11 protein-coding genes and 1 riboswitch are annotated in these 12,073 nt (G+C 75.8%); of the genes, 5 read left to right on the top strand and 6 right to left on the bottom strand.

The annotated features are described in order from the left end of the window. Nucleotides 1-76: 76 nt before the first annotated feature. Together guaA and thiE are read right to left on the bottom strand one after the other, a co-directional pair. Nucleotides 77-1,684 carry a glutamine-hydrolyzing GMP synthase gene (guaA, locus tag ACFQ80_RS17805; protein WP_430564578.1) on the bottom strand — a complete coding sequence of 536 codons (1,608 nt, stop codon included), beginning with the start codon at nucleotides 1,682-1,684 and terminating at the stop codon, nucleotides 77-79. A gap of 105 nt (nucleotides 1,685-1,789) precedes the next feature. Beyond that, nucleotides 1,790-2,428, bottom strand: coding sequence for a thiamine phosphate synthase (gene thiE / locus ACFQ80_RS17800; protein ID WP_430564577.1), 639 nt, complete (start codon nucleotides 2,426-2,428; stop codon nucleotides 1,790-1,792). 31 nt (nucleotides 2,429-2,459) lie between these two features. Next, nucleotides 2,460-2,562: riboswitch (TPP riboswitch) on the top strand. On the opposite strand from thiE, the gene thiO reads away from it, so the two are divergent. From thiO to ACFQ80_RS17785, 3 genes are all read left to right on the top strand, one after another. Continuing rightward, nucleotides 2,552-3,784 carry a glycine oxidase ThiO gene (thiO, locus tag ACFQ80_RS17795; RefSeq protein WP_430564576.1) on the top strand — a complete coding sequence of 411 codons (1,233 nt, stop codon included), beginning with the start codon at nucleotides 2,552-2,554 and terminating at the stop codon, nucleotides 3,782-3,784. It overlaps the preceding riboswitch by 11 nt. Then, nucleotides 3,781-4,026: a sulfur carrier protein ThiS gene (gene thiS, locus ACFQ80_RS17790; RefSeq protein ID WP_430550421.1), complete on the top strand. Its 246-nt coding sequence runs from the start codon at nucleotides 3,781-3,783 to the stop codon at nucleotides 4,024-4,026. Before thiO ends, thiS begins: the two co-directional genes overlap by 4 nt. Nucleotides 4,027-4,046: 20 nt before the next feature. After that, on the top strand, nucleotides 4,047-4,889 hold the full coding sequence (locus ACFQ80_RS17785; RefSeq protein WP_430550422.1) for a thiazole synthase: 843 nt from the start codon (nucleotides 4,047-4,049) through the stop codon (nucleotides 4,887-4,889). 128 nt (nucleotides 4,890-5,017) lie between these two features. Here the strand turns inward: ACFQ80_RS17785 and ACFQ80_RS17780 are convergent, their stop codons facing one another. Further along, the gene (locus tag ACFQ80_RS17780) at nucleotides 5,018-6,259 is read right to left on the bottom strand and encodes a ThiF family adenylyltransferase (RefSeq protein ID WP_430564575.1); all 1,242 of its coding nucleotides are present in this window, start codon (nucleotides 6,257-6,259) and stop codon (nucleotides 5,018-5,020) included. Then, nucleotides 6,256-6,681, bottom strand: a complete 426-nt coding sequence (locus ACFQ80_RS17775; RefSeq protein ID WP_430550424.1) for a DUF3817 domain-containing protein — start codon at nucleotides 6,679-6,681, stop codon at nucleotides 6,256-6,258. The genes ACFQ80_RS17780 and ACFQ80_RS17775 overlap by 4 nt, the downstream gene beginning before the upstream one ends. 97 nt (nucleotides 6,682-6,778) lie before the next feature. Here ACFQ80_RS17775 and ACFQ80_RS17770 point away from each other — a divergent pair, with 97 nt between their 5' ends. Together ACFQ80_RS17770 and ACFQ80_RS17765 are read left to right on the top strand one after the other, a co-directional pair. Further along, the gene (locus ACFQ80_RS17770) at nucleotides 6,779-8,584 is read left to right on the top strand and encodes an ABC transporter ATP-binding protein (RefSeq protein WP_430564574.1); all 1,806 of its coding nucleotides are present in this window, start codon (nucleotides 6,779-6,781) and stop codon (nucleotides 8,582-8,584) included. Next, entirely contained in the window at nucleotides 8,581-10,362 is a 1,782-nt protein-coding gene (locus tag ACFQ80_RS17765; RefSeq protein WP_430564573.1) for an ABC transporter ATP-binding protein, read from the top strand. The genes ACFQ80_RS17770 and ACFQ80_RS17765 overlap by 4 nt, the downstream gene beginning before the upstream one ends. Nucleotides 10,363-10,415: 53 nt before the next feature. Here the strand turns inward: ACFQ80_RS17765 and ACFQ80_RS17760 are convergent, their stop codons facing one another. Both ACFQ80_RS17760 and ACFQ80_RS17755 read right to left on the bottom strand, forming a co-directional pair. Then, on the bottom strand, nucleotides 10,416-11,027 hold the full coding sequence (locus ACFQ80_RS17760) for a GyrI-like domain-containing protein (RefSeq protein ID WP_430564572.1): 612 nt from the start codon (nucleotides 11,025-11,027) through the stop codon (nucleotides 10,416-10,418). Nucleotides 11,028-11,081: 54 nt separating this feature from the next. Then, complete coding sequence (locus ACFQ80_RS17755; protein WP_430550428.1) at nucleotides 11,082-11,981, bottom strand: SURF1 family protein; 900 nt, start codon at nucleotides 11,979-11,981, stop codon at nucleotides 11,082-11,084. Nucleotides 11,982-12,073 lie beyond the last annotated feature (92 nt).

Genomic DNA, 12,073 nt, shown 5'->3' with positions numbered 1-12,073 from the left:
GCTCGAATGATTCGCTCGTGCCTCGCTCGGCTCTCGCGAACGACGTCCCGGCTCCCGCCGGCCACGCCGTCCACCCTCACTCCCACTCGATGGTGCCCGGCGGCTTGCTCGTCACGTCGAGCACCACGCGGTTGACCTCGCTCACCTCGTTGGTGATGCGGGTGGAGATGACGGACAGCACGTCATAGGGCAGGCGCGTCCAGTCGGCCGTCATGGCGTCCTCGGAGGACACGGGCCGCAGCACGATCGGGTGGCCGTAGGTGCGGCCGTCGCCCTGCACGCCGACGGAGCGGACGTCGGCCAGCAGCACCACGGGGCACTGCCAGATCTCGCCGTCGAGGCCCGCCCTGGTGAGCTCCTCGCGGGCGATGGCGTCCGCCTTGCGGAGGGTGGCCAGGCGCTCGGCCGTGACCTCGCCGACGATGCGGATGCCCAGGCCGGGGCCGGGGAACGGCTGGCGGGCGACGATCTCCTCCGGCACGCCGAGCTCGCGGCCCACCGCGCGGACCTCGTCCTTGAACAGGGTGCGCAGCGGCTCGACCAGCTCGAACTGCAGGTCGTCGGGCAGGCCGCCCACGTTGTGGTGGCTCTTGATGTTGGCCGCGCCCTCGCCGCCGCCGGACTCGACGACGTCCGGGTACAGCGTCCCCTGCACGAGGAACTTGACCTCCTCGCCGTGGGCGCCCGCCTCGGCGACGATGTCGCGCTGGGCGTCCTCGAAGACGCGGATGAACTCGCGGCCGATGATCTTGCGCTTCGTCTCCGGGTCGCTCACGCCGGCGAGGGCGGTCAGGAACCGCTCCTTCTCGTCGCGGATGATGAGGTTCACGCCCGTGGAGGCGACGAAGTCGCGCTCGATCTGCTCGACCTCGCCCTCGCGCAGCAGGCCGTGGTCCACGTGCACGCAGGTGAGCTGGTCGCCGACGGCGCGCTGCACCAGCGCGGCGGCGACGGCGGAGTCCACGCCGCCGGACAGGGCGCAGATGACGCGGGCGTCGCCGATCTGCGCGCGGATCGCGGCGACCTGGTCGGCGATGACGTTGCCCGGCGTCCAGTCGGGCGCGAGCCCCGCGCCCTCGTAGAGGAACTTCTCCAGCACGGCCTGGCCGTGCGCCGAGTGCTTCACCTCGGGGTGCCACTGCACGCCGTACAGGCGACGGCCGGTGTCCTCGAACGCGGCGACCGGCGAGCCGGACGACGTCGCGAGCACCTGGAAGCCCTCCGGCGCGGCGTGCACGGAGTCGCCGTGGCTCATCCAGGTGGTCTGGTGGTCGGGGGAGCCCGCCAGCAGCACGCCCGCCTCGCACACCTCGACCTCGGTGCCGCCGTACTCCCTCTGCCCCGTCTGCGCGACGGTGCCGCCCAGCGCCTGCGCCATCGCCTGGAAGCCGTAGCAGATGCCGAGCACCGGCACGCCGGCCTCGAACAGCGCCGGGTCCACGAACGGGGCGCCCGTGGCGTACACCGACGACGGCCCGCCCGAGAGGATGATCGCCGCCGGGTTCTTGGCGAGCATCTGCTCGGTGGTGAACGTGTGGGGCACGATCTCGGAGTAGACGCGGGCCTCGCGCACGCGGCGCGCGATGAGCTGCGCGTACTGCGCGCCGAAGTCGACGACGAGGACCGGTCGCGGCGTGGGCGCCAGGTCGGCGGTGGTGGGGGTGTCGGTGGCGGGAGACGTCACCGAGCCATCGTAGCCGCCGGACGGTACCGCTCCCGGGCCCGTCCCACGGGTCACGCGGTGGGGTAGGTCACCTCGACACCGCGGCGGCGCGCCGGCCGTCGGCGGTCAGGCCAACCGCTCCCGCAGCTCGCGCGCGGCGCGCCCGGGGTCGGGCGCCTGCGTGATCGCGCGCACGACGACGACGCGCGACGCACCGGCGTCGAGCACGGCGTCCAGCCGCTCGGCGTCGACGCCGCCGATGGCGAACCACGGCGTCGTCGGGCGGGTCGCGGCGACCTCGCGCAGCAGGTCGAGCCCGACGGCCGCACGGCCGGGCTTGGTGGGCGTGGCCCACAGCGGGCCGACGCAGAAGTAGTCGACGTCCGGGTCGGCCTCGGCCTCGGCCGCCTGCGCGGCGGAGTGGGTGGAGCGGCCCAGCACCGGGCCCGGCCCGAGCAGCGACCGGACCGCCGGCACGGGCAGGTCGCGCTGCCCCATGTGCACGACGGGAGCGCCGGTCAGCCCGGCGACGTCGGCCCGGTCGTTCACCGCCCAGAGCGCGCCGTGCTCCGCGGCGACGCGGGCCACCACGGCCTGCAGCTCGAGCTCGCGCGCGACGTCGAGCGTCTTGTCCCGCAGCTGCACGACGTCCACGCCGCCCGCGAGCGCCGCGTGCAGGAAGTCCTCGAGGTCGCCCCGGTCCTCGCGGGCGTCGGTGCACAGGTACAGGCGGGCGTCGGCGAGCCGGGCGCGGGTCGTGGTCACGCCGGCCAGGGTAACCACGGCCCGGGTTACAGTGGCCGCGCACGGGAGCCCCGCTCGGGGCTGAGAGGGCGTAGGAGCCGACCGTCGAACCTGATCTGGGTCATGCCAGCGAAGGGAGCGCACATGCCCACGTCCACCGGTCCGTCCGCCACCCCCTCCGACGTCGTCGTCGTCGGCGGCGGGATCGTCGGTCTCGCGGTGGCCTGGCGGGCCGCGGACGCCGGCCTCGCCGTCACGGTGCTCGACCCGGCGCCCGGCGACGGCGCCACCCGCGCGGCCGCGGGGATGCTCGCGGCCGTCAGCGAGGCGGACTTCGGCGAGCGGGACCTCGCGCGCCTCAACCTCGCGTCGGCCGCCCGCTGGCCCGCGTTCGCCGCCGACCTCGCCGCCGCGACCGGTCGCGACGTCCCGCTGCTGCGTGCCGGGTCGCTCGCCGTCGCGTACGACGCCGACGACCTCGCCCTCCTGCGTCGCGTGCTGGCGCTGCACCGGGAGTGGGGCCTCGCGTCCGCGGAGGTCTCCGTGGCCGACGCCCGGCGCCGCGAGCCGTACCTCGGGCCGCGGCTCGCCGGGGCGGCCCGCGTCGAGGGCGACCTGGCCGTCGACCCGCGGGGCACGCACGCGGCACTCCTCGAGGCGCTGACCCGCGCGCCGGGCGGCACGGTCGTCCGCCGCGCCGCCGTGCGCCTGGAGCGGGACGCCGCGGGCCGGGTGGTCGCGGCGCACGACGCCGCCGGGGTGCGGCACGCCGCCGGGGCGGTGGTCCTCGCGGCCGGCGCCGTCCCTCCCGCGGGGCTGCTCGACGGCGCGCCGGAGGTGCGCATGCCGGTGCGGCCCGTCAAGGGCGTGACGCTGCGCCTGGACGCCGGGCCGGGGCTCGCCCTCGAGCACGTGGTGCGCGGCACGGTGCAGGGCCGGCCGGTGTACCTCGTGCCGCGGGGCCCGGGCACCGGCGCCGGCCCGGGCAGCGGGCCCGGGCACCGGGAGATCGTCGTCGGCGCCACCAGCGAGGAGCGGCCGGACGACCGCCGCGCCGAGGCGGGCGGCGTGTTCGCGCTGCTGCGCGACGCCCGCGCCCTCGTGCCCGGGATCGACGAGGCCGCGCTGGTCGACGTCACGCCGCGCGCCCGCCCGGCCACCCCCGACAACCTGCCGCTGGTCGGCGCCACCGCCGTGCCCGGACTGCTGGCCGCCGTCGGGCACGGACGCAACGGGGTGCTGCTCGCGCCGCTCACCGCCGACGCGGTGCTCGCCGCGCTGACCGGCACACCGCCGCCCGACGACGCGCTCGACACCCTCACCGCCGCCGACCCGCGACGCTTCGCGCCCGCAACCCCCGAAGGAGCCCTCCCGTGAGCACGCCGTCCACCTCCGCAACCGCCGTCGTGAACGGCGAGACCTACCCGCTCGACGGACCGCACGGCGACGGCGTCGAGGCCGTCGTCGCGACCCTCGTCCCCGCGTTCGTCGCCGACGGCTCGGTGCAGGGCATCGCCGTCGCCGTGAACGACGCCGTCGTCCCCCGCGGCCTGTGGGCCGGCACCCGGATCGCGCCCGGCGACCGGGTCGAGATCGTCACCGCCGTCCAGGGCGGCTGACCACGAAGCACGGAGGAAGCATGACCAGCACGCACGCCGAGACCACGTCCCGTCCGCTCGCGCACCCGCTCGTCGATCCGCTCGTGGTCGCCGGCACGGAGGTCGGCTCGCGCCTCGTCATGGGCACGGGCGGGGCGTCGAACCTCATGACGCTGGAGGACGCGCTGGTCGCGTCGGGCACCGGGCTCACGACCGTGGCGATGCGCCGCGTTGCGGTACGGCCGGGAGGCGCGGGCGCCGAGGACGGCGGCATCTGGGGCCTGCTGGAGCGGCTGGGCATCCGCGCCCTGCCGAACACGGCCGGCTGCTTCTCGGTCGCCGAGGCCGTGCTCACGGCGCAGCTCGCCCGCGAGGCCTGCGGCACCGACTGGGTCAAGCTCGAGGTGATCGCGGACGACGTCACCCTGCTCCCCGACCCGCTCGGCCTCGTCGAGGCCGCCGACCGGCTGGTGCGCGACGGGTTCGTCGTGCTGCCGTACACGAACGACGACCCGATCCTCGCGCGGCGTCTCGAGGACGTCGGGTGCGCGGCCGTCATGCCGCTCGGCGCCCCCATCGGCACGGGCCTGGGCGTGCTCAACCCCCGCAACATCGAGGCGATCGCGTCCGCCGCGCGCGTGCCCGTCATCCTCGACGCCGGGGTGGGCACCGCGTCCGACGCCGCCCTCGCGATGGAGCTCGGCTGCGACGGCGTGCTCCTCGCGACCGCCGTCACGCGCGCCGCCGACCCGGTCCGCATGGCGCACGCCATGCGCCTCGCCGTCGAGTCCGGGCGCCTCGCCGCCGGCGCCGGCCGCATCCCGCGCCGGGAGGGCGCGCTGGCCAGCTCCTCCCCCGACGGTCGCCTCGACCTCGCCCTCTGACGCGGTGCTCCACGCTGCCGAGGTAGTCCGATCCGTGCCGAGGTAGTCCGATCCGTGCCGAGGTAGTGGTCCGGTCCACTACCTCGCGGAGTCTCGGACTACCTCGGCACGACCCGTGCTCCCTCGCGTCAGACGGCGAGGAGCAGCGCGGGGGCGCCGCCCTCGACGGAGCGGGCGTCGACGCCGGCGGCGCGCGCGACGTCGGCCACGCGGGCGGAGCGGGCGCCCGCGGCGCAGACCAGGAGCACCGGGCGGTCGGTGGGCAGCGCCGCGACCGCGGACGCGGCGGCGTCTCCCCCGCCCAGGAACGCGCCGCTCGGCGACACGGTCGCGCCCGCGACGGGGAGCGCCTGGACCTCCCAGCCCTCGCGGACGTCGACGAGCGCGACGGGCGAGCCGCCCGCGAGGAGCGCGGCGGCGTCGACGGCGCTCATGCTGGCGGGGCCGAGACCGGAGCCCGCGGCGTCGGCGGACCCGCCCACGGGTGCGGGCAGGCCGCAGAACGCGGCGTACGCGGCGTCGTCGGCGAGCAGCCCCGCGACGGGCTCGCGGGTCGGGTCCGGGCGGACGGCGAGCTGGCGCCACGAGAGCTCGAGGGCGTCGTAGACGGCGATGCGGCCGAGCAGCGTGGTGCCCGCACCGGTGATCAGCTTGACCGCCTCGGTGGCCATGACCGACCCGACCGTGCCGCACAGCGCGCCGAGCACGCCGCCGGTGGCGCAGTCGGGCACGGTGCCGGGCGGCGGGGGCACGGGGAAGACGTCGCGGTAGGTGACACCGCGCGTCCTGGTCTCCTCACCGGTGCCGTCGGCCAGCACCGGCGCGCCCCAGAAGACGGCGACCTGGCCGTCGAACTGGTGGATGGCGCCCCACACGACGGGCACGCCGAGGATCTCGGCCGCGTCGGAGACGAGGTAGCGGGTCGGGAAGTTGTCCGCGCCGTCGAGCACGACGTCGTACCCGCCGACGATCTCGAGCACGTTCTCGGGGGTGAGCCGCACGGGGTGGGCCACCACCTCGACGTCGGGCGCGAGGTCGGCGATCCGGTCGCGCGCCGACTCCACCTTGGGCCGGCCGACGTCGGCCGTGCCGTGCACCACCTGGCGCTGCAGGTTGGAGACGTCCACGACGTCGTCGTCCACGACGCCGAGGGTGCCCACCCCGGCGGCCGCGAGGTACTGGAGGGCCGGGCTGCCCAGGCCGCCCGCCCCGACGACGAGCACCCGCGCGGCGGCCAGCCGGCGCTGCCCCTCCGGGCCGACGCCCGGCAGCGGCAGGTGCCGGGCGTACCGGGCGAGGTGCGCGGCGTCCAGCTCCGGGCCGGGCGCGACCAGGGGTGCCAACGACGGAGACGGGGCGAGCGACGTCATGCCGCGTACCGCTCCTCGAGCGCACCGAGCTTCGCGTCGGCGTCGGCGTGCACGCGCTTCTCGAGGATGAACGACATCACCGGCACGACGCCCGCGAACACCATCGTGGCGAGTCGCCCGAAGCCCCAGCGCATCTTCGACCACAGGTCGAGCACCGTGACGAGGTAGACCACGTAGATCCAGCCGTGCGCGAACGGCACCCAGCCCATGTAGTCGACGACGAGCTCGACCGGCACCACGTACTTGAAGAACATCTCGACGCACAGGATCAGCAGCATCACACCGGTGAGGATCGCCATGAACCGGTAGCGCTTGAGGGCTCCGCGAGCCTTGCGGATGGCGGCCTCGGCCTGGGCCTGGCTGGCGCCGCCGGCGGGCGACGACGAGGGCTGCGGGGCGGGGGTCTGCTGCGGCGTGCTCACCCCAGCATCGTAGGCGCGGACCCGGGCCGGTCGGACCCGAGGACTCCGTGGTTAATCCGTGGCCCCGTGTCGGCGGCCGTTCGTAGGCTGGATCCTCGTGCGACCCCTCCCCCTGCCCGACGTGGGCAACCCTCCCCTGACGTCCCCCGCCCGGCTCCTGGCCTGGCAGGGGTGGCGCCAGCGCGACGTGCTCGCGAAGTCCCTGGTGGCGGGCGTGGTGGCGATGCTCGCGTCCGCCGCGGCCCCGCTGCTCATCGGTCGTGCCATCGACGAGGGGCTGTCGCAGGGCTTCGACGGCCCGCTGTTCGCCTGGTGCGGGGCGATGCTCGCCGCCGCCGCCGTCATCGTCGTCGCGGGCATCTTCAACCACATCTGGGACGTCGAGAACTGGGTGCGGGCGTCGCTGTCGTTCTCCCAGCTCGTGGGCTACAAGGCCTCGCGCGCCGGGCACGCGATCACGCGCAAGCTGCCCACCGGCGAGGTCGTCTCCGCCGTCGCCAACGACGCCTTGCGCGTGGGCGACATGTTCTCCATGGCCGGCCGGTTCACGGGCGGCGTGATCGCGTACGTGGTCGTCGTGGCGATCATGCTCTCCCAGCACGTCCAGCTCGGCCTGGTGCTGGCGCTCGGCATCCCGGCGGTGGCGGCCGTGCTCGGCCTGCTGGTCAAGCCGCTGCAGTCGCGCCAGACGACGCAGCGCGAGGCCACGGGACGGCTCACGTCGCTCGGTGCGGACACCGTCTCGGGCCTGCGCATCCTGCGCGGCATCGGCGGCGAGGACGAGTTCGCGGCCCGCTACGCGCGCCAGTCGCAGGAGGTGCGGCACCAGGGCGTGCGCGTCGCGGTGCTCCAGTCGGTGCTCGACGGGCTGCAGGTGCTGCTGCCCGGCCTGCTCGCCGCGCTGGTGCTGTGGCTCGGCGCCCGGGCCGCCGTCCGCGGCGAGATCACCAGCGGCCAGCTCGTGACGTTCTACGGCTACGCGGCCTTCCTCGCGTGGCCGGTGCAGATGGCCACGCAGATGCTGCAGATGGTGATCCGCGCCGTCATCTCCTCGCGCAAGATCCTCGACGTGCTGCGCGTCACCGAGGCGACGCCCTCGACCTCGACGCCCACGGACGCGCCGGCCGCCGGCGCCGACCTCGCCGACGAGGCGAGCGGCCTCGTGCTGCGCGAGGGCCGCGTGCTCGGGCTGGTCAGCGCCGACCCGGACGCCTCCGCGCGCGTCGCGACGCGGCTCGGGCGGCTCGACGACGAGGCCGAGGCCGGCACGCCGGTCCGGCTCGGCGGCGTGCCGCTGGCCGACCTCGACAAGGAGGTGCTGCGCCGCCGCGTCGTGGTCTCCGAGGCGACGCCGCACCTGTTCTCGGGCGTGCTCGGCGAGGCGCTCGACGCCCGCGGCCGCGCCACCGAGGCCGACCTCCTGGCCGCGATGGTCACCGCGGACGCGCACGACGTGCTCGACAGCGTGCCCGGCGGCCTCGCCGGCGACCTGCCCGAGAAGGGCCGCTCCCTGTCGGGCGGCCAGCGGCAGCGCGTCGCCCTGGCGCGGGCCCTGCTCACCGAGCCGGAGATCCTCGTGCTCGTGGAGCCCACCAGCGCGGTGGACGCCCACACCGAGGCGCGGATCGCGGAGCGGGTGGCCGAGGTGCGCCGCGGCCGCACGACGCTCGTCGTCACCGCCAGCCCGCTCGTGCTCGACCACCTGGACGAGGTCGTGCTGCTCGACGACGACGCCACGGTCGCCGCGTCCGGCACGCACGCCGAGCTGCTCGCCCGCCGCGACGCCCACGGCGCCGCGTACCGCGCCGTCGTCGGCCGCAGCATGGCGGAGGACACCGCCGGCGACGCCGACGCCGACGCCGACGAGATCACCGACACCGACCTGGAAGGAGCCGCGCGATGAGCGCCCCCGCCGCCGCGACCCCCGGGGCCGGCACCGTGAACCCGAACCTGCTGCCCATCGCCGACCGCGCCGAGGTGAACCGCACGGTGGGCCGCCTGTTCCGGCGCCACCGCGGCCAGCTCGGCGGCGTCTCCGTGCTGCACACCCTCGCCGCGCTGGCCGGCCTGGCGGGCCCGTTCCTGCTGGGCCGGATCATCGACGAGGTCGCCGCCGGCACCACGCTCTCCGCGGTCGACACCCTCGCGCTGGTGCTCCTCGGCGCCGTCGTCGCGCAGGCCGTGATCACGCGGTACGCGCAGCGGCTGTCCATGGTCTTCGGCGAGCGCGTCTTCGCGGACCTGCGCGAGGAGTTCATGGACGCCGTCACGCGGCTGCCGCTGTCCACGGTGGAGAAGGCGGGCACCGGCGACCTCGTCGCGCGCACCACCAACGACGTCAACAAGCTGCAGCACGCCGTGCGGTTCGGCGTGCCGCGGGTGCTCGTGTGCGTCGTGACGATCGTGCTCACGCTGGTCGCGTCGTTCCTCGCGAGCCCGCTCGTGGCGGTCGGGCTGCTCACCGGCGTCCCGCTGATCGTCGTGGCCACGCGCTGGTACCTCCGGCGCGCGACGCCGGGCTACCTGCGCGAGTCCGCCGCGTACGCGACGATCAACGGCTCCATCACCGAGGCCGTCGAGGGCGCCCGCACCGCCGACGCCCTGCACCTCGGCGCCCGGATCCGCCGGCGCATCGACCGCGACCTGCGCGAGGCGTTCGACGCCGAGTCCTACACCCTGGGCCTGCGGCTGCGGCTCATCCCGGCCCTGGACGCGGCGGTCGCGATCGCGCCGATCGTCGTCATCCTCTGGGGCGGCTGGCTCGTGTCGCAGGACCTCACCACGGTGGGCACCGTCGCGACCATCGCGATGTACGGCCACCAGATGGGCGGCCCGGTGTTCGACCTCGTGTTCTGGCTCGACGAGCTGCAGGTCGCGGCCGTCGCGCTGGCACGCGTCGTCGGCGTCGGCCTGGTCGGCCCGGACCGCACGGCCGGCACCGCCGTGCCGACGTCGGAGGAGGTGCGGGCCCGGTCCGTGCGGTACGCGTACCGCGAGGGCCACGACGTGCTGCACGGCATCGACCTCGACCTCGCGCCGGGCGAACGGCTGGCCGTCGTCGGGCCGTCCGGCGCGGGCAAGTCCACGCTGGGCCGCATGCTCGCGGGCATCCACCCACCCACCGGCGGGTCGGTCACCGTGGGCGACGTGCCGCTCGTCGAGCTGCCGCTGGAGGACCTGCGCCACCACGTCGCGCTGGTCACCCAGGAGCACCACGTGTTCGTCGGGTCGCTGGCGGAGAACCTGCGGCTGGCCGACACGTCGGCCACCGACGACGCGCTGTGGGGCGCGCTCGGCGCGGTCGACGCCGCGTCGTGGGCCGCGGACCTGCCGGACGGGCTGGAGACGGCCGTCGGGTCCGGCGGGCACACGCTCACGCCGGCCCAGGCGCAGCAGGTCGCGCTCGCGCGGCTGGTGCTGCTCGACCCGCACACGCTCGTCCTCGACGAGGCGACGTCGCTGCTCGACCCGCGCGCCGCCCGCCACCTGGAGCGGTCGCTCAACGCCGTGCTCACCGGTCGCACGGTGGTCGCCATCGCGCACCGCCTGCACACCGCGCACGACGCCGACCGCGTCGCCGTCGTCGACGGCGGCCGCATCACCGAGATCGGCCCGCACGACGACCTCGTCGCCGCCGGCGGGGACTACGCCAGGCTCTGGCACAGCTGGCAGCACGAGTGAGCGCGGGGTAGTCCGCCTCTCGCCGAGGTGGTGCTACCTCGCGGCTCGAGGGACTACCTCGGCGCGACGGGCTGGCGGATCAGCGTGCGCAGCTTCTCGGGGGCCGTGCGGCGCAGGTCGGACAGATAGATCTCGTGGTGCAGGCCGCCCAGCGCCCGCCCCTCGGCCTCGACGAACGCGTGCAGCCGCTCGATGGTCGCGGGCTCGGTGGCGAACGGGCCGCGGTGCAGCACCTGGGCGGCGTCGCCCTCGTCGTAGCGCTCCAGGCGGACGCGGTCGCCCGCCGGGGGCTGCTTCGCCGCGACGGCACGGGACGTCACCTCGGCCGCGTCCACGTGCTCGACGGCGTCCGGGAGGCTGATCATCAGCGTCCAGCGCCACTCGTCCTTGGCGTCCACGCTGAACCGGCTCATGTCGTCGGCCCACCACAGGCCCTCGAGCGGCATGACGGTGTACGCGTCGCCCGTGGCCTCCTTGACCGCCGCCCGCAGGGCGTACGCGAGCGGGTACAGCGTCTCGACCGCCTCGCGGTAGGCCGGTGTCGTGTTCGGGTCGCCCTCGCCGTCCACCATGAGGAAGGGGCGGGGCGGCAGCGTCACCAGGGCCGGCGTCGTCGTGGCGCGGTAGTGCAGCCGCGGCTCGCGCTTGAGGTCGATGGCCGTCATCCGGTCAGCGTGGCACAGGAGGCCCGCCCGGCTCGTGCGAGACCTGCCGGTCGTCTAGCCGGGCAGCCCCGCGATGCCGGTGCCCACCGGGTCGTCGGAGTCGTCGTGCGTGCTGCCGCGCCTCGTCCCGGCCGCCTCGTCGCGCACGAGCCGGACCCACAGCAGCACGGCGAAGAGCCCGAACACCCACCACTGCAGCGCGTAGAACAGGTTCTGCAGGTTGACGCCGTCGCTGCCCTCGAGCACGGGCCGCGGCAGCGGCGCGGGACCGCCCTCGGCGGCGGTCGCCTGCGCGGGGTCGGACGTCGTGAGCACCATGTAGCCGGAGTAGATCGGCCCGCCCCAGGTGTTCACCAGCGCGCCGGTGGAGATCGAGTCGGTGAGCGGCGGGCCGTCCGGGTCGTCGGGCAGCGGCTCGCCGCCCTCCTGCACGGACTCCGACGCCTGCACCCACCCGGTGACGCGCACGTCGCCGTCCGGGACGTCGAGCGCCGCGGCGTCCGGGGTGGGCGAGTCCACCCAGCCCCGCACGACCGGCAGGACCGGCGGCCCCGACAGGTCCGCCCACGAGGACCCGCCCGTGCCGTCGTCGGTGACGCGCAGCGGGGTGAGCACCAGGTAGCCGGTGCGGCCGTCCAGCGCGCGCCCGGCGACGAGCATCTGTCCCTCGGCCTCGTACTCCCCCGTGACCCACGCCTCGGTGCCGACCAGCTCGCCGGGGAACGACGTCTGCGGCGGGAGCAGGGTGCCCAGCGCCTCCGGGCCGTGCGAGGCCTGCTCGGCCGCCTCCTGCTGGGCGGCGAGCTCGGCGCGCTGGTAGGCGCGGTCGAGCTGCCACACGCCGAGCCGGCCGCACACGGCGGCGGCGAGCAGGAAGAGGAGCAGGATCCCGATCATGCGGGGCTGGAGGGCCACCGCCCAGAACGACCTGCGGGCGGGCTGGGGGCTGGGCACGGCACCACCGTAATCGGCCCGGGGCCCGGCCCGGGAATCCGTGCGCCGGATCATCTGACACCCCGCCAGATCGACGTCACGCGCTCTGACCT

It is taken from the genome of Isoptericola sp. NPDC056578, assembly GCF_042793275.1.
Taxonomy (GTDB): domain Bacteria; phylum Actinomycetota; class Actinomycetes; order Actinomycetales; family Cellulomonadaceae; genus Isoptericola.
Note: the sequence above shows the minus strand (reverse complement) of the source record. Positions and strands in the feature narration are given on the sequence as shown.